Below are 18,957 nucleotides of genomic sequence, written 5' to 3' on the forward strand. Positions count from 1 at the left end.
GCTGATACCTTGTAGGTTCAATAGACAAGGATTCGGGAGGTGGCGCAGTCATGGCCGCGAAAAAGCAGCAGCAGAGGCCAGTGAGGTATGTCGGCGCGGCGGCGGTTGCGAGGTGGATCGAGATCTCGCCGGCCTCGGTGAGCATCTACCGCAATCGGTACGCGGAGACGGATCACCCGTGCCCAGAGCCTGACGTGATCGTGCAGATCGAGGCGGGGCGAGAGGTGCCGGGCTGGCTGCCGGAGCGCGAGGAGGAGTGGCGCGAGTGGGCGCGTACGCGCGTCGGGCCTGGCGTCGGTGGCGGTCGCCCGCCGAAGACTCCCGCCGGCAAGGGTAAGGCGGCGACCACTGCCTAACGTTGTTGCGTGTATTGACGACGTTTCCCGGCCCCGCGTAACGTTGTCTAATCACCAAACAACGTTTCCGGGAGGAACCCATGCCCCCGACCCGCCCCGAGGACAAGCAGCGCGACGAGACGTTCGCCGCCTGGCGCGAGCGCACCGCAGACTGGCGCACCATGACCAAGATCGCCGCCCAGGTCGACGACGTACGCAAGGAACTGCGCGCCGCCAACAGCACGCTTGCCGGCCTGGTGGACGGCGACGAGATCCCCGAGAGCATGCGCGAGCACGTCGAGAGCTGGCAGAACGCCGCCCGCGACGCCTACTCGCTCATGCGCGAACTCAACATCACGAGCTGGCGGCACGAGCTACGCGAGCAGCTCGACACCCGCGACTAGCAGCGCGACGAGCAAGGCCCCTCCCCTATCAGGGTGAGGGGCCTTTCTCATGCCTGCGACGCGAACGCGCCGACGACCGTCCACGAGTGCCAGCGGAACAGCACCTCGGGCGACTGCCAGCCCGCCGCCTCGATCGTGTCGACGAGCGACTGTGGCGACTGCGGCCGCAGGACGCCGCGCAGCGATCGAGCCTTGGCCCTGATCGCCGAATCGCTGATCCCGTGCGCCGCCTTCACGTCGTGCGAGGCGTCGTTCGCGATCTCGGCCCAACGCGAATCACGCGCCCGGACTTTCTCGGCGACGATCAGCGCCCCGGAGTCGTGCGAGTGCGCGCGAGCGAGCCGCAGCGCGTCGAGCCGCTCGTGCAGCGGCAAGAACTGGAGCGTAAACAAGCTGATCGTCAGATCGGCGTTCTCGTGCGCGAGCGGCGCGTCTTGGATGCGCGCCACGTGGTAGCCGATAGAACCGCCCGCGAGCGGCTCTAGATCGACGCGAGCGCGATCAAGCATCGCCGCCTGATCGTCGTATAGGGCGAACCTGATACGCCGCTCACGCTGGCGCTCAAGGATGCGCCGGGCGGTCGTCCCCGTGGACGCGCCCAGGTCAGCGACAAGGCCACCCGCCGGCACGAGCCAGTCCGCAGCCTCGGCGACAAGGTTCTGTATGTCGTCATAGAACGGCACCGACGCGCGCACGTGCTCGTCGAACACCTGCACCACATCCGGGGTGAACTCCCAGCCGCCGGTATCGAACTGCTCGGCGATGTCCACGCTCACGCGCTCACCACCTTGGCGAGAATCTCGTCGCGCACCGTGGCGGCGACGTGCGCCATCATCACGGGCGGCACGGCGCGGCCGATGCGCTCCCACCTGTGGCGGTAGAGCCCCGTCAGCTCGAAATCGTCAGGGAACCCACCGATGCGGCGCAGCTCGGCCAGCGTCAGATATCGCGGCTGGTCGGGCATCGTGATCGTGGCAGTGCCGTCACCGCCGCCCCTGGCGACGATCGTCGCCGCAGGTCGATCCCAGGCCATGCGCGTGAGGCTCGTTCGCTTGGGGTGGCACTTGCCGGGCTCCAGCTCGTGCCAATACGGCTCGATCGAGTAGCCAGCGAGCGGGAGGCGTTGCCCCGTCTCGGGGTCGTGCTCGATCAGGTCGAACGCGCCGGGCAGGTCGCCGATCGCGTCGCGCAGCGTGTAGCGATACGGCAACGGCGTCGGGTGCGCGGGGTCCGCAGCAAGGTCGTTGCGAACGCCTACGAAGATGATGCGCTTCCGGGCCTGGGGGACGCCGAGCCAACTCGCGTCGAGCAGCCGGGCCGTCACCTTGTAGCCGGCGTCGCGCAGGGCGGCGAGGATCATCAGGAAGTAGCCCTTGGCCTTGCCGATGACGAGCCCGCTGACGTTCTCGGCGACGAACGTGCGCGGCTGCAACCCCTTGAGCAGGCGCGCGTACTCGAAGAACAGATCGTCGGTGCGCTGCTTGGTCGAGCTGTACGCCTTGACCTGGCCCCACCCGGCCTCGCGCTTGCCGGCGGTCGAGAACGACGCGCACGGCGGCGAGCCGTCGAACAGGTCGATCTCGCCGACGTCGAGCCCGGTCGCGTTCAGGATGTCGCCTGGGGCGACCTCGCGAATGTCGCGGGTGTCGAGCTGGGTGTATGCGCTCGCGTTGGCGCGGTACGTGTCGGCGGCGGCGGGGATGAACTCGCTCGCCCAGGCGACGCGGAACCCTGCCATGCGGTAGCCGAGCGAACTGCCCCCACACCCGCTGAAGGTGCTGACGGCGGTGTAGCCGTTCCATGGGATCGCGTTGATCTCGCCCATGCTGGGCACGCGGTAGGCGGGCTTCACTGGGCGGCTCCCGACCAGCAGTAGAGACAGTAGGGGCAGCGGTACTGCACCGGGATCGTCTCGTCGTAGATGGGGAACTCGGCCGGGGGCGTGTCCGGGGCGGCGGGGTTCTTCTGGTGGTTCTCGGGATCGCCGCTGGTTGCGGTCACGTCCCCTCCCTTCGGTTAGGCGGCTTGGCGCAGCTCGTCGCGCTCGTGCGCGGTGGTGGGGACGCGCCGGCCAGTGCGTAGGCACAGCTCGATGGCGGCGAGGTCCCAAAAGTCGTAGTAGGCGCTGCGGCCTGTGCGTAGGAGCCGGCGCGCTCGGTAGCGGTGCGCCCAGACGCCGAGCGTCGAGCGGTTCACGTCGAGTCGTTCGGCTGCGTCGGCGAGCGTGATGGGCTCGATGGGGTGGCGCATGACAGCCCCCAGAAACGCGAAAATCCCTCGGCCGCCGGGTGGCGTCGAAGGATGGGTGTTGCAGCTTGATCGCAAAGTATTACGGCTGACCAGCGATGATGCAAATCGCGGAATCCTTGTTGTGTGTGTTGGCTAGGTTTCCAGCCTCCGCCTAACGTAGTCGTATCAAGCAACAACGTTCCGAGAGGAAAACACATGTCGTACACACCCAACGTCGTGCTCCCCGAGCTGTCCGGCCTAACGCTCGTCGGCCAGATCGACTTCTACGACGGACCCACCGAGGCCGACGTGACCGGCGTGTGGCGTGACGACGCCATCGGCCAGCTTTACTTCGCCGACGACTGCGACTTTGAGGGGATATTGGCGCACGACGCCGTGACCCGAGAGGACCTCTTCCCGTGCACCGCCGACGTGCTTGAGGCGTACCTGAACGAGCGGCTGGACGGCGCCGAGTGGATGAACGCTCGCGAGCCGTACGTCGCCGAGATCGCCGAGCTGATGGGTCGCGCCCGCGCCCTCTGACCGCCCCCTTGCCGGCCCCGGCCATTCGGTCGGGGCCTTCCTGCGCCTGAGCTGCTATGTCGTATGTGTTGACAAGGTTTCTGGCTCCTCCTAACGTAGTCGTATCAGCCAACAACGCAAGGGAGTCACAGTGACCACCACCGACAACAACCGCCAGGCCGTGACCTGGGCGCTCTACGAGTACGCCAAGACCGCCATCAAGAACGAGACCACCGCTCGCGACAATCTCGCCGAGGCGCTCACCGAGGGCACCTCGTGGCCGATCGTCGACTACATGACCCGCGTGCTCGTCGCCGAGGCCGACGCCGCCCCCTGGCACTGGGCCAAGCTCACCAGCGGCGAAGAGGGCGACATCATCAAGGGCGCGAGCGTCGCGTATGACAAGCACCTCGCCGACCTGGTGCAGATCGTCCTGGCCGCGTTCAGCAGTGACCCCCTGACGAACGTCGCCGCGCACTACAAGCACGAGGGTGCGCGCAAGTTCGTCTCCACGGTCGGCCCGCTGCTCGACCTCCTCAAGTAGCCACCCGCGAGAGCCCCGGCCGCCGCTACAGGCCGGGACTCTCACAACACCAGCGCCACACACTCGAAAGGCCCTCGGCACACCGCCGGGGGCCTTTCCCTATTCTCCGCGAATGCGCACGTCATCGCCCATACTGGGGCGGATGTCCGACGAGATGCGCCCATGCGCGAGAGATGCCCGCTGCACGAATCGCGTCGTAACCCCGGATGGACCACAGCCCGCCTGGACGTGGCGGGCGTTCTGCGATGGCGACAGAGACGCGATCGTGGCGGCCCTGCGTGGCATGCCGATGTTGTACGCGGCGCTATCTGATCTGCTCGTCGCGCCGCGCTCCCCGGCCGTGCGTGATGACGTGCGCGTGGCCGTGTCCAAGTCGCCGCCTGTGCCGCTCGACTTGCACGCCGACGAGCTGGCGCGCGAGATGGTCGAGATCGTCGTCTCGTGGGAGGAGCGCGTGCGCGACGTGGCGCGGCTCGTCCCGCTCGACACCGCCGCGTCGCGAGCCCGTAGGCAGGGCGTAGCGCTGTCTCAGGCGGTGCGCGTACTCGCGCCTCGGATTGACGCGCTGCTGGCGCTACCCGCCGCCACAATGGCGCGCGGCGGGGAGCTGCTCGATCTCGACGGCGCGGCGGCCGGTCTGGAGATTCTCGACATGCGCCGGCGGGCGTCGCGGGCCCTGCCGGAAAGCCGCGGGGACTCTCGGCCGATCTCGATCCCGTGTGGTGGCTGCGGGTGGCGGACGCTGATGGAGCTGCTCGACGCGCTCGGCTACCTGGACGGGGCGCGCTGCCGCAACTGCGGCCACGAGTACGACGCGGAGGGGCTCGCCACGCGGCGGGCCGACGCGCTCGCACAGGCCCAGCGACGAGCCGGGGCACAGAGGGGAGCGCACGCGTGATCAATGAGGAGCAGGCCGAGGCAGCGCGGCGAGCGCTCGGGCAATTCAGCGCCGGGCTTGCGGCGCCGCTGGCGCGAGCGTCCGAGCAGCTCGCCGCAGCGTTCGCCGAGGTCGGGCGTCAGGTGGCGCAGCTATTCGACGCTTTCCACGCGCGGTACTGGGCCGGGGGTCCGGACGTACCCGAGGTCCGCCGGCGTCCATCCCAGCCCCCTCGGGTCGGTGCGACCAGGCGCCAAGCCCAGTAGATAGAAACGCCCCCGGCAGATCTCTCCGGGGGCGCTTCTGTTCAGCGGACTACTTGCAGCGAACGGCCTTGACCGGGATCACCCAGCTGGGCTTGACGCCCTTCTTCAGCACGTAACCGGCCTCGGCCGTGGTCTTGACGAGGTGGCGGCCGGGCTCGACCGTCACGCGACCGGGCTGGACCGCGTTACCGGCGATCTCGTACTTCACGCCACGCACGCGCGGAATGAGCATCGAGGCCGGGCGGACCTTTCCGTTGGCCTTGCAGCTCTGCGCGGTCACGGTCGGCTTGATCGGCGTGGCCGGGGTCGCGCAACCGTTGGTGATGTCGCCGCTGTAGCTGCCGTTGACATCGATCCAGCGCTGGCCGCACTGCCCCCGGTAGTCGAACGAGTAGTTCCCGGTCCGGAACGTCGCACCGGAACCGGCCGCGAAGAAGAGCTTGCCCCAGTCGCCGGTCTCGGCGGGCATGCCGGGGCAGATCACGCTCCGGTCGGCCGTGCCGTTCTTGTCGCAGCGGTAGTTGTAGGCGGCCTTGACCTTGCTGGCGTCCGGCTTGGTCGCCGACTGCACGAAGATCTCCATCGAGCCCTTGAAGGTGCCCTCGGTAGGCGTGGTGATCGGAACGCCAGCGCCCGGGGACTTGCGGTCCTTCAGGGTGCGGAACGTTCCAGCGTCGCGGACGGTGACCTTCCACGACGTCTTCGTGTTCCACGTCGCGATCGTGACCGTGCGCGTGAACGCGGTGGTTGCCCAGTAGCCGTGCGACCCGTTGTCCAAGTAGTTCGTGATCTGCGCGGAGTGCGTTAAGGGCGCCTGCGCGGCGGCTGGTGAAGCCGCCGCGAGCATTCCTGCGGCGATGGCCGCCGAAGCGGCAGCGGCGAGGACGGTCTTGATGTTCAATGGTGCCTCTTTCTTCGGGGGTGAGAGAACGAAGTGACCATCACGAAAGGGAGATCGAGCATGTAGTCGGATCCCCTTGCCGCTAATAAGCCCATTCGCCCCGTTAATCTCAGCCATGCGTTCACGACGGCCGCCTGGGGATCATTGCACAAGATTGGGGAAGAAACGCCGGAAGCGCCTCCGGGATTCTTGCGCTATCAGCGGCGGCGGGCGCCCTCCAGCAACACCCGGTCAATCTCCCCGCTGAACAGGTCCGCAGGAGTCCACACGCCGGCATCGAAGGCCACGCAGATGAAAGCGCTCGCCATGGGATTCAAGGCCGAACTCGACCAGGCGAACGCTGAGCTGGAGAAGCTCCGCGCCGACGCGACTACCGAGCAGCCTCAGGAGAGCGTCCACTCGCCCTTCTGATTCGCGAACCCGCTGTTCAGGCCGTACTGGAACTTCACCAGCTTCGCCGACTCCGGCACCGCGAACAAGATCACACCCTTCCGGGCGTCACCCGCATTGATCCTCGCCGCCCCGTCAAACCCCTGACCTTCCCGAATCCGGGCATAAGTCGACTGGTACTGCTGCCCCTCCGAGTCGATCACGTTAGCGCCGTTCGACGGGGCACCGTCATAGACCGCCTGCCCCACATTCGACAACGTCAGCTGCAGGGCGACCAGCTTGGTGCCGGTGTCCGGCTTCATGTAGTCCTCAGCCGGGGTCGCAGGGTTGAACACCTGGTTCAACGTCACCTTCATCTTCAAGCCGGGGTCCATCCCCTCAAGGGTGATCGACCCGCCGACAGCGGCAATCGACTGCTCTTGCTGTGCCGGCTGCTCTGTCGCCGCCGCCCTATCCTCTTCGGCGGCCGGGGCGCTGGAGTCGGGCGCTCGGGTGGGCGCGGCCACGTTAGGCGAGTCGGCCTCCGTCACGATGCTCTCGCGGCCGCCGGTGTCGGAGAGAACCAGCACTACAGCAGCGCACCCGCCTAACAGCATCAGTGGGATGCCGATCGCGAGCGCCAGGATCAGACCGAGGTTCCGGCGCGGCGGCGGAGGCGGGGGGCTTGTGGGCGGCTGATACCCGTACCCAGGATGCTGCGGCTGCGGGCCACTGCCGTAGGGCTGCTGCGGTGGCTGCTGGTCGTACGGCCCGTTCGGCTGCGACGGGTAACCCATAGAGCGGCTCCAGGGAAGAGGCGGGAACGCTGTGGGACGTTCCAAGCATCCCCTGGGTTTACCTGTCATACATGTCCACATCCGGACACGTGGCGGATCGTGTGGGAGATCGAGCAGCGGTGGCGGCCGTGATCGTGACTCCTGGGGCTGGCCGGCGAGCTGGGATGGTGTGACGCGCGGGCGGGGTCCGTGCATCACTACCGATTCGCACGCCTTCTCTACCCCGCCCGCACGGCTCTCTATCTCGCGTTGGAGGCTGCGTGACGCGCCCCCGTACGAACCCTCTGGTCCGTCTGTGGCGGCGGCTCGTGGGCGCTCTCGACTCGCTCGCGCGGTGGGACGAGCCTGAGCCCTGGGACGTGGCTGATTGGGGATTCGACCAGCCCGAGCGGCGCTGATCGCGCACACAACGAAAGAGCCCGCCCCCGGTGATGGGGCGGGCTCTTTCGTTGTGTGGGGAAGTGCGCCGGTCAGCAGCCAAAGAACGCATGCGGAGCGAGGTCGGACGCGCCGTCGATCCACTCATCGCGGGCGATCATGTCGATCTCGATGGCATATGCCGCCTCGTACCAGCGGTCAGAGGCGGCGGGGTCGCGCTGCTCAAGGATCTCGGCGATCCAGCTGAGAGTGATGATGGCGGCTCTGGCCTCGTCGCCGGCGCTCTTGTCTCGCTGAGCTGTGGCGAGCACGTACATGTCACACAGTTCGCGGGTAGTGCGTGCTCCGAGCATGGCGCGGCCACGAGCATGCATCGCGGCGAGTCGGGCCTTGGCATCGTCGGCGGTCGTGTGCGTCATTGTTTCTCCTCGGATCGGAAACATTGTTGCTTGATACGACAACGTTAAGAGGAGGCCAGGGATCATGTCAACTCATGCGACACGGTTACGCGTAGGCACAAGAACGGCCCCCGGCGCGATGCCGAGGGCCGATCGTCTAAGCAGGTCAGGCCATGTTGTTGGCCGCCGCAGCCTCGGGCGTCAGCAGCCAGAACTCGGCACGCCCGATCACCGACGACACGCCGCGCTCGCGCGCAATGCCGCTGTAGTGCCAGCGGGCGCTGTCGGTGCGGTAGCTGTCGTTCAGCAGGTCGCACACCTCGTCGAGCGCGGCGAGTAGGCCGGGCGCGTACTCGCCGACCTGCACACGCTGGGCGGTGTTGTTCTGCACGTGCCAGAGGGTCACGCGGCCGAGCTTGCCGTCGCGGTGGGCGGTGGCCGAGAGGGTGTCGGCGCTGGCGAGCCAGGTCGTGCCGTTCGGGCCGGCCGTGTGCGTGAGGGCGACGGCGGTCATGCTGATGGCGCGGGCGGCCTGGGCGGCGATGGTGGTCATGGTCTCTCCTCGGTGGTTGCGAACCAACGTTGTTGTCTTATACGACGACGTTAAGAGGGGCGGAAAACCGTGTCAACACATGCGACAAGGGGAAGGGTCACGCCACCGGCGAGAGCAGATCGAGCTGCTCGGGCACCGTCAGCGCAGCCCGCCTAAGCGACGCGATCCGCGCCGCCGCCTCCGCATCCCACCCGGCTTGATACGCGCCGTCGTACGGGTCGAGATCGCGAGCAACGGCCGGGCGGAGATCAAGCGGCAACGCCCCCGCCGGCAACCCGGCGCGCAGCTCGGCGAGCATCGCCCGACGCCACGCGAGCACCCGCGCGAGGTTCTTGTCCGGGGCGCGCGTGATGTACGTCCCGTCAATGGTGTGAGCGTGGTGCAGGTCGCGAGCGATACGCGAGCGCAGCAGCGACGAGACGCGCCCAACGTGGACGTGCTTGCCGATCGAGCGCGCGACTCGCGCCAGGTTGCCGGCGGCGTCCGACAGTTTCCACGCCGTGCTGCCGCCGACGAACAGGGCGTCGAAATCGTCCCAGTCCCAGAAGTCGCAGAACTCCATCCGATCCTGCGCGACCAGAGCGACCGGGAACCCGAGATCGCGGATCCGGCCGAGCATCTCGTACGAGCGCGAGATCGAGCGGAAAGCGTCGCCGACGACATCGGGGGCGACGACGAACAGGCACCAGGGCGCGAGGTGACGCATCGAGCGCAGCCACGTCAGGAACGCCTCGTGGCCGGGGTACGCGCCGCCGAACACGCCGTTGTCGGCGCACCACCACCAGCCCTCGCGCATCCGGTTGCCCTGGGCCGGGGTGGTGATCGCGCCGAGGCGGCCAGCGCTGATGTGGTGCTGGATCGCCTCGGTGCTCGGCGGCGTCATGTAGAGCGGCGCCGACGTGTCGAGCGGGGGGAAGCCGGTCACGAGCTGCTCGCGAGGTGGTCCCCGCCGGTCTCGCAGGTGTGCGCGTCGCGCTTGGCGATCAGCTCGTCGAGGTCGTCCCCGGCGTCGATGAACTCGATCAGCCCATCGCAGTCGGTGCAGCGGAGGATCGGATAGGCGTCGTCGCGGTTGACGTACGCGGGGCGCGGCTTGGCGCTCTCGCGCTGGTCGAGCAGCTCGGCGAGCACGTCCATCTCGGCCGCCGCGATGGCGTACGCGCGACGCAGGTACGAGCCGGACAAGTCGCCGGCCAGCCGCGCGAACTCGTCGGCCTGCTTGCGGTAGTAGCTGCGGGCCTGCTCGATCCCGACCGAACCGGCGACGGACTCGGCGCGCTGCTCGGCGCGCTCGGCCAGGTCGAGCAGATCCACGAGCATGGCCAGCTCGTCGAGCACGGCGCGGGCACCGTTGCGGGCAGCGCGCCCGACGCCAGGTCGAGCGAGGGTGGCGTGCGCGGCCTCGATCCTGCGCGCGATGTAGCGAGAGATCGGCGCGATAGGCGTCTTACGCGCGGCGTCGGCGGGGATCGTTGCCGCGTGCGGGGTGTGGTTCATGCTTCCCTCTGGTTTGTGTGCCGCGTGGCGCTTGCGGCTCTGTGGTGGCTTGTGAGCGGCTTTGTGGCCGGTGTGGTCTGTGGGTTCCGAGTTGCCCGTGTTCGCGGGTGTGTGGCCGCTTGTGGCTCCGCCTAGGGCTGGTTGTGCCGTGTGGTGAGGTGGCCGGGTTGTGCGCTGGGCCATTCGGCGAGCCGGAGCAGGATGCGGGCGGCGACGATCCACGGGGTGCCGCGCTCGGTGGCGTTGGCGAGTGCTCGGCGGATCTCGGCGGGTGTCCAGTCGGCGCGTAGGGCGGTGAGCAGGTCGATCAGCTCGGGCTCGGCGCGGTGGAGGGCGATGCGGGCGAGCATGGGTGTCTCCTGGGGCTGCTGTGGCTCGCGGGGCTAGAGGGGGTCTCTCGCGGGCGTAGAGGTGCGGGTGGTGCCTAGGAGACCTAGGGCGGGGTGTTATCCGCTCCTAGGCCCCCTACGGCGCCGTCTAGATCGGTGTGAGAGCTGAGGGCTCTACCCGGCGAGCTGTGCGGCGAGATGGTGCCGGGCCTCGTGGGAGCGCGCGAGCGGGCGGCCGATCCCGTTCACGCATGAGCTGTTCGGCTGCGCCTGGCAGGGCGGCCACGGGCACTCGATGGCGCGCGCCTGCGACTCGCTGGGGCTGATGCCGCGCGCCTGCTGCCACGCGATCGGCGGCGGCCCGATGCGGCGCTGCCCGGCCGGGAGGGCGCGCGGGGTGTCGATGTGGAGACCATCGGCGGCGGCGGCGATCGAGCTGAGGAGCTGCTGCCGGTACTCGCTCGGGTCGTCGGTGTTCGGGGCGGGCACCTGGTGGGCGGCGAGGCGCTCGTCACGGATGCGGGTGACCTCGGCGAGCAGCTTGTCGAGCGACACGAACGCGGCGCGCGTGGCGAGCGCCAGGGAGGCGGCCTTGGCGTCGCGCGGGGTGACCTTGTGCAGCCCGGCGTTGTGCCAGGCGGCCGGGGTGTCGGGCTGCCACGTGAACGTCGGGAACAGGCTCGACAGGTAGCGCAGGAAGGTGACTGTCTCGGTGGGCGTCATCGGTGTTACTCCAGCTCTCCAGTGATGACGATGCGGTGGGCGGTGGTTGTGCTCGCGTAATCGCCGGTGCCGGTAGCGGCGGCCTCGGCGGCGAGCGCGGCGTGCATGGCGGCCTCGTAGGCGGCCTCTTGGGCGGCGGCCTTGCCGGTGGGCTTGGCTGGGCTGCTCTTGGCGGCGTCGCGCTTGGCCTGGAGGTGCATTTGCTCGTAGTGCTTGCGCAGCTTGGGCAGGCTCAGCACGTTGGCGCGCCAGAAGTCGCTGTCGTGGGCCCAGTCGATCGCGGCGTTGATGTGGCCCTCGGGGATCGCGTCGCGGTCGAGCATCAGGCGGGCGGCGTCGCGCCAGCGCTGGGTGATGACGGGTCGCTTGACGCCGTGGGCGGCGATGCGGTCGGCGAGGCGGGCGCAGATGCGCTCGACGTCGAGCCGTCGCACGTCTGGGGGCAGGGCGGGCACGATCTCGGTCTGCTCGGGTGCGGCCTGCTGGGGCTGCTCGTCCTCCGCGTCGGGCGTCGCAGACGTGTTTTTACTACCTGTAGTAGTACGTGGAGTACTACTACTAACTACCTTCCCCCTACCCCTAGATCCCTTAGCCGAAGGGTTAGCGGGACCCTTCGGGGAACCCTTAGCGTTACCCTTCCGTGATCCAGTCCATCGGCCCTCGGCAACCGCCCTGAGCTGCGGATCCGCCGCCGGGCCGCCGAGCTGCTCCACGAACAGCGCCAGCTCGGCCGCAACGTGCGGTTTTTCCTGCGTCTTGTCCTGGAACTCGCCGAGGTCGCGGATGCGCAGCAGCTCGGCGAGCAGCACGGGGGGCAGGTGCGGCGACTCGATCAGCGCGGCGGCGTTGCGGGCCGACCGCATCAGGTTGGGGATCTTCCACACGCCGTCGAGTCGCACGAGCGACCTGATCAGCAACTCCTCGGTGTCCTCGTCCACGACGACGAGCGCACCGCCAGAGGGGTTAGCCGAAGGGTTGGCCGAACCGTTCTCGGAAGGGTTCGGGGAAGGGTTCGTCAGCTCGGCGAGCCCGGCGCGAACGTCGGCCGGGGTGAGATCAGACGCCGTGCCCGCCCACTTGCGCTCGCGCAGCGCCAACGTCCCGCAGTAGGAGAGATCCGGCTGCGAGAGCAGGAAGAGAAACAGACGCTGGGCGTTCGCCGAGTAGGCGCGGAACTGCTCGTCACGCCAGATCGACGTGAAGACGCGCGCCTCGTCACGAGCCATTGCGGTTGTGCTCCGTTCGCGTGTCGCCCCTCGCCGGGGGCGTGGTGTAGGTGGTCGAGCCGTTGTTCGATCGAGCGGGTCGCGAGCTAGGACAGCCGCCGCAGTAGCAGCGGGCCGGCGCGCAGTAGGCGGTGGCGCCTGGCTCGGGCTTCCCGGCGAGGGCGGCCGGGGTGTGCTCGGCGCAACGCCACCCGATCAGGTAGTAGCGCGCCCCGAGGGCGTCGCAGTGACGCCCTCGGGGTGTTGGCCGGTGGCCGCACTGCACTAGTGGCTGCCGCCGGTCAGGTCGCGGAACAGGGTCTTGATCTGGGTCAGCTCGGCGAGCTTGGGCTGTACCTGGTCGAGCTGGTCGCGCAGGTCGTCGTTCTCGGCCTCCAGCTCGGAGACGCGGGTCTCGGCCTTGTCGGCGCGCGCCTCGGCGTCCTCGGCCCGGATCTCGGCGTTGTTGGCGCGCTCGCTCTCGGCACCGGCGCGGCGCTGCCACTCGTCGGCGCGCTCGCTCTCGGCGGCGGCGGTCTCCTCGGCCTGCTCGATGCGGGCCTTGATGCGGGTGAGCGCGGCGATCGGGTCCAGGTCGCTGGCCGGGCGCTCGATCACGGGCTCGATCTCGATCTCGGGCTCGGGGTCGGTCTCGACCAGGACGGCGACGGGCAGGCCGCTCTGGCGGATCTCCTGCGCGCGCTCGGCGGGCCACTCGATCGAGAGCCACCAGAGCGGGGCGCGGCCACGGCGGATCGCGCCCATCGCGCCGCAGTCGGCCAGGAAGCGGGCGAGGGTGATGCGGTAGGCGGGCGACCACTCGGGCGAGAGCGTCGCGATGGTGTTGTCGCGAGCGCCTGCCCAGAGGACGCCGCTGATCCGGTTGAGGATCGCGGGCTTGTCGCCCTGGGCGCGGGCCTCGTCGCGCAGGCACGCCCACACGGTGTAGGCGTCGTCTACGAACATGTCCGAGGGCAGCTCGACGACCTCGGCGGGGTTGTGCATGTCGGGGTTCTCCAGGTGGCGAAGGATTGAGGTTTCGTTGAGGCGCAGGACCTCGGCGACGGCCTGGGCGTGGCCGTTGCTCGCGGCGACGATGCGCAGCCCGCCGGGCACGGCCTGAACGTCGATCCCCTGCCCGCTGGCGTAGGTGAGCAGGTCGGCGATCGTCCAGCGGTTCGGCATGCCCCACGTGTTGGCGGGCTGCTCGTCGGCGGGCTCGGTGGCCTGGGCCATGCGGCGGATCGCTGCCTTGTAGTTGTTGAGGCTGTGCGGGGCGGCGACGTTGTTGCCGATGAAGATCGGCGGGTGGCCGCCCTCGGGGGCGGTGATGATCCAGGTGCCCTTGCGGTGGTCGACGTTGAGATCGGCGGCGCGAGCCTGGTCGAGCAGGGGCTTGACTTCCTTGCCCGGCTTGATCTGCTTGCTCATGTTGTCCTTTCGTGGGGGGCGGGGTAGCGGCCCTGCCCCCGAAACCTCGTCGGTGTTGACGACAACGTTAGGCGGGACACCGGAACCGAGTCAACACATACGACTAGGATTTCCGTGCAGGTCAGGCAGCCTGCGCCAACTGCTCACGCTCGGCACGCCGGCGCGCGAGATGCCGGCGCTCCTGCTCACGCCTGGCCGCCGACTTGCGCCGCATGAACTCACGCGACGCCGCGAGCGCCAGCGGCGAGCGATCCCCGTACGTGAGGCGCGCCCGATTGCACGCGAGCAGCTCGTCGCGATCCATCAGCGCCACCTCGGCCGCGATGGCACGTTCCAGCTCGTCGGGCGAGAGATCGAGCCAGTCGTCATCCCACTCCATCGGGCGCGGCCACCCCTTGCGCTCGGCACGCTTACGCGCCCGCAGAGCGGCCGTGGACTCGGGCGGCGCGACGTTCCAGAGCTGCTCATAGAGCGCGGCCACCTTGCGCGCCGTCGCGGACTCGACGCGCTCGCGCTGGCGCATGCGGCGCACCATCTCCTTGGAGGACAGCCGCCGCTCGATCTCTTCGACGTGCCAGCCGATCGCGATCAGCGCCTCGATCCGGCGCTGAGTGCCCCAGCGCGGCACGAACTCGCGATCAGCAACCTTCTTAGTCATCAACGCGCTCCAGGGCGGGGATCGCCCAGACGCGCACGACCGCGCCGGGCTCGGGCAGAGAGTCGGGCTCGCGAGGATCGAGCGCGTAGGTCTTGGCCGTCTCGCGGTAGCGCACCACGCGGGCGTCATCGGCCCAGACGACGCCGGTCATCGCGTCCTCGGTCGAGCGGATCAGCTTGGACAGGTCCGGCGTGGACGCGCACAGCCACCACAGGTGACGTGACCACGCCAGGCCGGCGGGCCACCAGTCAGGCCGAGACTTGGGCTTGGTCCGGACGGTGAACACCATCTGGGCGACGATCTGGCCGTCGAGCAGCTCGGCGTGCCCGGCGTCGGCCATCGCCTGCCGGGCGGCCTCGGCCACCGCCGCGCGCCAGGGCTTGACCTTGGCGCTCGACTCGACCTGAGCAACCTTGCCCGTGAACACTCGAGCCTTGCCGCGCCCCTTGTAGACCGGCCGGCCGTTCTTGCTGCCCTGCGGGCCGGGCTCGCCGTAGGCGACGAACTCCAGCCACGGCGCGGTCTCGACGATCGTCACGCCGCCCCCTCGCTCGCGCCCCACAGGGACTCGCGATAGGCGGACTCGGCGAGCAGGCCACGCTCGATCGCGACCAGCTCGGGATCGTCGCCGTCAACGTCCGGGACGGCGCGCAGCTCGGCGAGCGGCTCCAGGTCGCGCAGCAGCTCCGCAGCGGCGGCGTCCACGCGGACACGACGGCGACGCACCACGGCGAGCGCGCCGCCGAGCGCGGCGGCGGCCATGGCGGACATGCCGCCGTAGGCGTAGGGGTCGCTCATCGGATACCCCCGAACGTGAGCAGGCGGACCAGGGCGACGATCACGCGGCCCACCGCCGCTCGCACAGGCCGCCGGCGGGCGTGCCGTCCTCGGCGTGGCTGAACCCGTTCTGCTCGTCCCAGAGCACGCGGGCGCCGCAGTTGGCGCACGTCTCGCGAGGGTCGAGCGTCACGGCGCGGGCCGGGGTCGTCGCCGGGCTCTCGGCCGGGGGCGCGACCGGGCTCGGCACCGAGACGAAAGGGCGGAACAGATCCGGCGCGGGCGAATCCGCGGGCGTCTTGGCGGACGCGCTCGCGCTCTCGCTCGGGATGGCCGCCGGGGTGTAGCGATCGATCGCGGCCTGGTAGGCGGCGGCGAGCGCCTCACAGCGGGCGCGCGTCTCCCGCAGCGACTCGCGCCGCTTGGCGAGCGACTCCAGCTCAGCGGCGACGCGCTCCATGCGCGGGCCGACATCGGCCAGCTCGGCGGCAGCGGCGGCGGCGTCATGCTTGGCCTCGTCGCGCTTGCCGGCGAGCAGCGACGCGACGGCGCTCTCGGCCTCAAGAGTCGTCATGGTCACGGGTTGTTCCTCCGATTGGGTGGCGTAGAAAGGGCTGCGTGCGGGGCCGTAGCAGGCGCTACGGCCATGGGAGCGCCGCCCGGCGGGGAAGGATCCGGGCGGCGCTCTCGACGGGCTAGGAGCGGGTCTTGCCGATGCGGACGATCAGGTCGCCGATCGCCTCGGACTCGCCCGTCTCGTTCTCGATCAGCTCGCCGAGCCGGTTCATGCTCTTCAGCTCGTAATGGGCCTGGTAGAGCCGCTGCTTGCTGGTGGCCGGGTTGAGCGCCTCATCGCGGTAGCTCGTCGCCGGGCGCAGCGGGGCCTCACCGCGTTCCAGGTTGTGCGCGTCCGGGTCCGTGTCGCGCAACGGCACCATGCCTGCGTGGAACAAGAGCGTGCGCAGGGCGACCGACTGGGCCTTAGCCGTGCCCTTGTCGCCGTTGTCGAGAGACTCACCGGCGGCCTCGGCCTCGATGTAGTCACCCATCGGCCCGTAGATGCGGTACTGGATGGTCACGGTGCACTCGCGGGCGGCCTTGCCCCCCGAGGTGGTGGCCGGGGCGTGGCCGGCGATGACCTTGTGGGGGATCACGAGCACGCCGTGACGGCGGATGACGGGGGCGAACGCCTCCATGGCGGCGTCAACGCCTCGGTACCAGAACTTGGCCGGGCCGCTCTCGACCTGGCTGGCCTTGGCGATGGCGCGCACGTCCTTCATCACGCGGTTCCAGGCGACGACGACGGGCACCTGCGGCGGGTCGTCGCTGCCGGTCTCCTCCTCGTAGGCGATCAGCTCGGGCGACGGCCCGACGATCTGGGGCCAACCCGCCTGCGGCGCGGCGGCGGTCTCGACGACCTGCGCGGCGGGGGCGGCGGGGGCGGCAGCCTGGGCGGCGGCCTGCGCGAGGGTGGACGACATCAGCTCTCCTCGGTCTTGCGGAAGTTGCGGCCGACGTTGATCGCCCGCACGGTGGTCTCGGTCACGCACGCCTCGTAGGCGTCGGGGTACTGCTCGGCCATCAGCGCCAGGGCGACAGCCGGACGCCCGCGCCGGGCGGTGTACGAATAGGCGTCTTCCTCGGCGAACTGGGCGCGCTCGTGGCCGCCGAGCAGGGCGATCAAGTCGGCCTTGGCCTCGTCCTTGCCACGCTTCTCACGCTTCTCGGCGAGCCGGTGCGTCTCGTACCGGTCGAGCAGGTCGAGCACCTCGGGGCCGACGTCCAGCCCGCCGGCCCGCTCGGGGTAGAGGTCGCCGTACAGCTCGACGAGCCGATCGGGGTCGCCCGAGGGCGCGGGCGTGTCCCCGGCGATGATGCGCTGACGCATCAGGTCGGCGGCGGCGATCAGGTTCTCGATGATCGCCTCGTGGTCGTTGCGCCTGATCACGTACTGGCGGTAGTCGTTGCCGCCGATCAGGACGGCGACATGCACGTGGTCATAGCCGGTGACGGCCATCTGCCAGAGCACCTGGGCGAGCACGTCGTCAGGCGTCGAGCGCAGCCACTTGCCGGCCAGCCACGCCGAGCGGGTCTTGATCTCCAGGGCGCACGTCTCGCGCTGCTCGCGGTTCAGCGGGCACTCGGTCACGCGGCGGTCGAGCGTGCAGGTCATCCACGGGCGCTCGTCGTTGCCGACCAGGCCGACCCGGCGCACCACCGAGCGGTTACGCCTGGCCCATTCGCGGGCGATCGTCTCCTCGTGCAGGTTGCCCCACAGGGCGGCCTCGCCCGCGTTGTCGTCCTCGGGCAGCTCGCCGCGCTTCTCGTGAAAGACGCGCAGGGGCACGTTGTAGCCGACGCCGAGAATGTCGGCGACGTCCGACGAGCCGATGCGGGTCGAGCCGTCGCGGTGGTCGCCGCGCCGGGCGGCGAGCCACTCGGCGCGCCCGGCGGTGGCGGGCAGGACCAGGCGGGCGGTGGGGGTGACCCGCCGCCCCACGATGGGGGCGGCGGGCTCGATCGCGATCGCGGTCACTCGGCCACCCCGACGTGGCGGTAACCGGCCTCCGCGAGGTGCTCGGCGAGGTGCCGGGACTCGTGCCGCCCGAGGCTGCTGCCCTCCCAGAGCATGCGCGTCAACGACTCGACGGCCTCGGCCTTGGCCTTGGCCTCGGGGTTGTCGAGCATCTCGGCGGCAGCCGCGTACAGGGCGGCGATCTCGCGCGCCCTTTCCGGGCTGAGGTAGTCGCCGCCGTCCACGTCCCCGACGAGCGAGTGAACGCGGGTGCCGGAGAGCATGCCGAGCGCGTCAGCCTCGGCCGGGCGGGGCAGAATCACGGGCGGCTGCTGGCCGGCGGCCTCGTACAGCTTGCCCACGAACTCGGGCAGCTCGTCGGCGGTGACGTAGACGCTGAGGGTGGGGCTGCTAAGCATGGCGGTGTTGGGGTGCGCCTTCGACGGTTGGATGTTCATGTGGTCGCCGTCGCTGTCGGTGTGCTTGTGCTCGACGGGCTGGGGCATCCCGGCCGCCTCGTACAGGGCGGCGACGAGCTTGGGCAGGTCGTCGTGCTTGATGTGCACGGCCCCGCCGTCGATGAACACGGCCTTGGGGAACGTGTCAGAGGGCGCGATCCGCATCGTGTCGCCGTCGAGAGAGGGGATGTACGTGCTCATTTGCTGCTCCGGGAGGTGTAGGGAGTGCGGTAGAGGGGGCCGGTCTTGGCCTTGATGCCGGGGTCGGCCCCGCCGGGCCGGGCGTGGTCAAGCCACAGCTCGGCGGGGTAGTCGGCGACCTGGGGCCACTCGTCGTGGCCCCTCAGCCGGTCGAGCAGTCGCCTCACGTGGCGGCCGCCACGAGCCGAACCGCCTCGTCCAGGTCGCAGCACTTGAGCCCGGCCCAGACGTTGACGTGCACACCGCCGTAGGTGCCGGCGATGTTGAGCTGACCGCCGCGCTGGTGCGGGTGGTAGTTCTCGACGTCCCACATCACGCCGTCGAGCACGTCGGCGTAGAGGCGCATGCGCTCGATCAGCTCGGGCAGCGAGGTGGGCGAGATCTGGGCGCGGATCTCGACGGGCATGCCGGTGCGGGCGGCGATCTCCCACAGGCACGGCGGCGTCAGGCCGGGGACGCGGGCGAGAGTGGCCAGCGCGTCGGCGGCCAGAGCGAGTTCGCTGCTGCGCGTCGGGGCCTCGGGTGCGATAGTGGTCATTGGTCCTGCCTCTCGGTGGTTGCGGGACATGGGGCGTTCGGCCGTAGCGGGA

Annotated in this window: 29 protein-coding genes; 6 read left to right on the top strand and 23 right to left on the bottom strand. The window is 69.7% G+C overall.

The annotated features are described in order from the left end of the window. The first annotated feature begins 80 nt into the window (after positions 1-80). On the top strand, positions 81-356 hold the full coding sequence (locus ITP53_RS11350) for a hypothetical protein (protein ID WP_207755850.1): 276 nt from the start codon (positions 81-83) through the stop codon (positions 354-356). An 80-nt stretch (positions 357-436) separates the two neighbouring features. Beyond that, complete coding sequence (locus ITP53_RS11355; protein ID WP_195895315.1) at positions 437-739, top strand: hypothetical protein; 303 nt, start codon at positions 437-439, stop codon at positions 737-739. A 47-nt stretch (positions 740-786) separates the two neighbouring features. Here ITP53_RS11355 and ITP53_RS11360 read toward each other — a convergent pair whose 3' ends face one another. The 4 genes from ITP53_RS11360 to ITP53_RS11375 are packed head-to-tail and all read right to left on the bottom strand — an operon-like array spanning position 787 to position 2,989. Further along, the gene (locus ITP53_RS11360; RefSeq protein ID WP_195895316.1) at positions 787-1,515 is read right to left on the bottom strand and encodes a methyltransferase domain-containing protein; all 729 of its coding nucleotides are present in this window, start codon (positions 1,513-1,515) and stop codon (positions 787-789) included. Then, positions 1,512-2,591: a DNA cytosine methyltransferase gene (locus ITP53_RS11365; protein WP_207755851.1), complete on the bottom strand. Its 1,080-nt coding sequence runs from the start codon at positions 2,589-2,591 to the stop codon at positions 1,512-1,514. The genes ITP53_RS11360 and ITP53_RS11365 overlap by 4 nt, the downstream gene beginning before the upstream one ends. Further along, positions 2,588-2,740 carry a hypothetical protein gene (locus tag ITP53_RS11370; protein WP_195895317.1) on the bottom strand — a complete coding sequence of 51 codons (153 nt, stop codon included), beginning with the start codon at positions 2,738-2,740 and terminating at the stop codon, positions 2,588-2,590. The genes ITP53_RS11365 and ITP53_RS11370 overlap by 4 nt, the downstream gene beginning before the upstream one ends. Before the next feature lie 15 nt (positions 2,741-2,755). Then, a complete protein-coding gene (locus ITP53_RS11375) occupies positions 2,756-2,989 on the bottom strand; it encodes a hypothetical protein (RefSeq protein WP_195895318.1) in 234 nt (77 codons plus the stop codon). A 195-nt stretch (positions 2,990-3,184) separates the two neighbouring features. Between ITP53_RS11375 and ITP53_RS11380 the strand changes: the two genes are divergently transcribed. The 3 genes from ITP53_RS11380 to ITP53_RS11390 all read left to right on the top strand — a co-directional run bounded on the left by ITP53_RS11380 (position 3,185) and on the right by ITP53_RS11390 (position 4,932). Continuing rightward, the gene (locus ITP53_RS11380) at positions 3,185-3,511 is read left to right on the top strand and encodes a hypothetical protein (protein ID WP_195895319.1); all 327 of its coding nucleotides are present in this window, start codon (positions 3,185-3,187) and stop codon (positions 3,509-3,511) included. A gap of 130 nt (positions 3,512-3,641) precedes the next feature. Beyond that, the gene (locus tag ITP53_RS11385; RefSeq protein ID WP_195895320.1) at positions 3,642-4,034 is read left to right on the top strand and encodes a hypothetical protein; all 393 of its coding nucleotides are present in this window, start codon (positions 3,642-3,644) and stop codon (positions 4,032-4,034) included. 265 nt (positions 4,035-4,299) lie between these two features. Continuing rightward, on the top strand, positions 4,300-4,932 hold the full coding sequence (locus tag ITP53_RS11390; RefSeq protein ID WP_195895321.1) for a hypothetical protein: 633 nt from the start codon (positions 4,300-4,302) through the stop codon (positions 4,930-4,932). A gap of 294 nt (positions 4,933-5,226) precedes the next feature. Here the strand turns inward: ITP53_RS11390 and ITP53_RS11395 are convergent, their stop codons facing one another. Beyond that, positions 5,227-6,195: a hypothetical protein gene (locus tag ITP53_RS11395; RefSeq protein ID WP_195895322.1), complete on the bottom strand. Its 969-nt coding sequence runs from the start codon at positions 6,193-6,195 to the stop codon at positions 5,227-5,229. Between the two features lie 266 nt (positions 6,196-6,461). Beyond that, on the bottom strand, positions 6,462-7,244 hold the full coding sequence (locus ITP53_RS11400; RefSeq protein ID WP_195895323.1) for a DUF4352 domain-containing protein: 783 nt from the start codon (positions 7,242-7,244) through the stop codon (positions 6,462-6,464). A 260-nt stretch (positions 7,245-7,504) separates the two neighbouring features. Between ITP53_RS11400 and ITP53_RS11405 the strand changes: the two genes are divergently transcribed. Beyond that, positions 7,505-7,642 (top strand): hypothetical protein, encoded by a 138-nt coding sequence (locus ITP53_RS11405; RefSeq protein ID WP_195895324.1) that lies wholly within the window; start codon positions 7,505-7,507, stop codon positions 7,640-7,642. Positions 7,643-7,714: 72 nt separating this feature from the next. Here ITP53_RS11405 and ITP53_RS11410 read toward each other — a convergent pair whose 3' ends face one another. From ITP53_RS11410 to ITP53_RS11490, 17 genes are all read right to left on the bottom strand, one after another. After that, positions 7,715-8,041 carry a hypothetical protein gene (locus ITP53_RS11410; RefSeq protein WP_195895325.1) on the bottom strand — a complete coding sequence of 109 codons (327 nt, stop codon included), beginning with the start codon at positions 8,039-8,041 and terminating at the stop codon, positions 7,715-7,717. A 145-nt stretch (positions 8,042-8,186) separates the two neighbouring features. Beyond that, entirely contained in the window at positions 8,187-8,573 is a 387-nt protein-coding gene (locus tag ITP53_RS11415) for a hypothetical protein (protein WP_195895326.1), read from the bottom strand. A 97-nt stretch (positions 8,574-8,670) separates the two neighbouring features. Further along, positions 8,671-9,498 (bottom strand): hypothetical protein, encoded by an 828-nt coding sequence (locus ITP53_RS11420; protein ID WP_195895327.1) that lies wholly within the window; start codon positions 9,496-9,498, stop codon positions 8,671-8,673. Then, the gene (locus tag ITP53_RS11425) at positions 9,495-10,070 is read right to left on the bottom strand and encodes a hypothetical protein (protein WP_195895328.1); all 576 of its coding nucleotides are present in this window, start codon (positions 10,068-10,070) and stop codon (positions 9,495-9,497) included. The genes ITP53_RS11420 and ITP53_RS11425 overlap by 4 nt, the downstream gene beginning before the upstream one ends. 131 nt (positions 10,071-10,201) lie before the next feature. After that, complete coding sequence (locus ITP53_RS11430; protein ID WP_195895329.1) at positions 10,202-10,420, bottom strand: hypothetical protein; 219 nt, start codon at positions 10,418-10,420, stop codon at positions 10,202-10,204. A 153-nt stretch (positions 10,421-10,573) separates the two neighbouring features. Beyond that, on the bottom strand, positions 10,574-11,122 hold the full coding sequence (locus tag ITP53_RS11435) for a zinc finger domain-containing protein (RefSeq protein WP_195895330.1): 549 nt from the start codon (positions 11,120-11,122) through the stop codon (positions 10,574-10,576). A 5-nt stretch (positions 11,123-11,127) separates the two neighbouring features. Further along, a complete protein-coding gene (locus ITP53_RS11440; RefSeq protein ID WP_195895331.1) occupies positions 11,128-12,348 on the bottom strand; it encodes a hypothetical protein in 1,221 nt (406 codons plus the stop codon). Between the two features lie 264 nt (positions 12,349-12,612). Continuing rightward, positions 12,613-13,758, bottom strand: a complete 1,146-nt coding sequence (locus tag ITP53_RS11445) for a hypothetical protein (protein WP_195895332.1) — start codon at positions 13,756-13,758, stop codon at positions 12,613-12,615. A gap of 121 nt (positions 13,759-13,879) precedes the next feature. After that, a complete protein-coding gene (locus ITP53_RS11450) occupies positions 13,880-14,416 on the bottom strand; it encodes a hypothetical protein (protein ID WP_195895333.1) in 537 nt (178 codons plus the stop codon). After that, positions 14,409-14,954: a RusA family crossover junction endodeoxyribonuclease gene (locus ITP53_RS11455; protein ID WP_195895334.1), complete on the bottom strand. Its 546-nt coding sequence runs from the start codon at positions 14,952-14,954 to the stop codon at positions 14,409-14,411. Before ITP53_RS11455 ends, ITP53_RS11450 begins: the two co-directional genes overlap by 8 nt. After that, entirely contained in the window at positions 14,951-15,214 is a 264-nt protein-coding gene (locus tag ITP53_RS11460; protein WP_195895335.1) for a hypothetical protein, read from the bottom strand. The genes ITP53_RS11455 and ITP53_RS11460 overlap by 4 nt, the downstream gene beginning before the upstream one ends. Positions 15,215-15,254: 40 nt before the next feature. Beyond that, positions 15,255-15,767, bottom strand: coding sequence for a hypothetical protein (locus ITP53_RS11465; protein WP_195895336.1), 513 nt, complete (start codon positions 15,765-15,767; stop codon positions 15,255-15,257). Between the two features lie 121 nt (positions 15,768-15,888). Further along, complete coding sequence (locus ITP53_RS11470; protein WP_207755852.1) at positions 15,889-16,674, bottom strand: ERF family protein; 786 nt, start codon at positions 16,672-16,674, stop codon at positions 15,889-15,891. Further along, a complete protein-coding gene (locus tag ITP53_RS11475; RefSeq protein ID WP_195895337.1) occupies positions 16,674-17,729 on the bottom strand; it encodes a YqaJ viral recombinase family nuclease in 1,056 nt (351 codons plus the stop codon). Before ITP53_RS11475 ends, ITP53_RS11470 begins: the two co-directional genes overlap by 1 nt. Beyond that, on the bottom strand, positions 17,726-18,367 hold the full coding sequence (locus ITP53_RS11480; protein WP_195895338.1) for a hypothetical protein: 642 nt from the start codon (positions 18,365-18,367) through the stop codon (positions 17,726-17,728). The genes ITP53_RS11475 and ITP53_RS11480 overlap by 4 nt, the downstream gene beginning before the upstream one ends. After that, positions 18,364-18,534 carry a hypothetical protein gene (locus tag ITP53_RS11485; protein WP_195895339.1) on the bottom strand — a complete coding sequence of 57 codons (171 nt, stop codon included), beginning with the start codon at positions 18,532-18,534 and terminating at the stop codon, positions 18,364-18,366. The genes ITP53_RS11480 and ITP53_RS11485 overlap by 4 nt, the downstream gene beginning before the upstream one ends. Then, positions 18,531-18,905, bottom strand: coding sequence for a hypothetical protein (locus ITP53_RS11490; protein WP_195895340.1), 375 nt, complete (start codon positions 18,903-18,905; stop codon positions 18,531-18,533). The genes ITP53_RS11485 and ITP53_RS11490 overlap by 4 nt, the downstream gene beginning before the upstream one ends. Positions 18,906-18,957 lie beyond the last annotated feature (52 nt).

It is taken from the genome of Nonomuraea cypriaca, assembly GCF_015645445.1.
Classification (GTDB): Bacteria; Actinomycetota; Actinomycetes; order Streptosporangiales; family Streptosporangiaceae; genus Nonomuraea; species Nonomuraea cypriaca.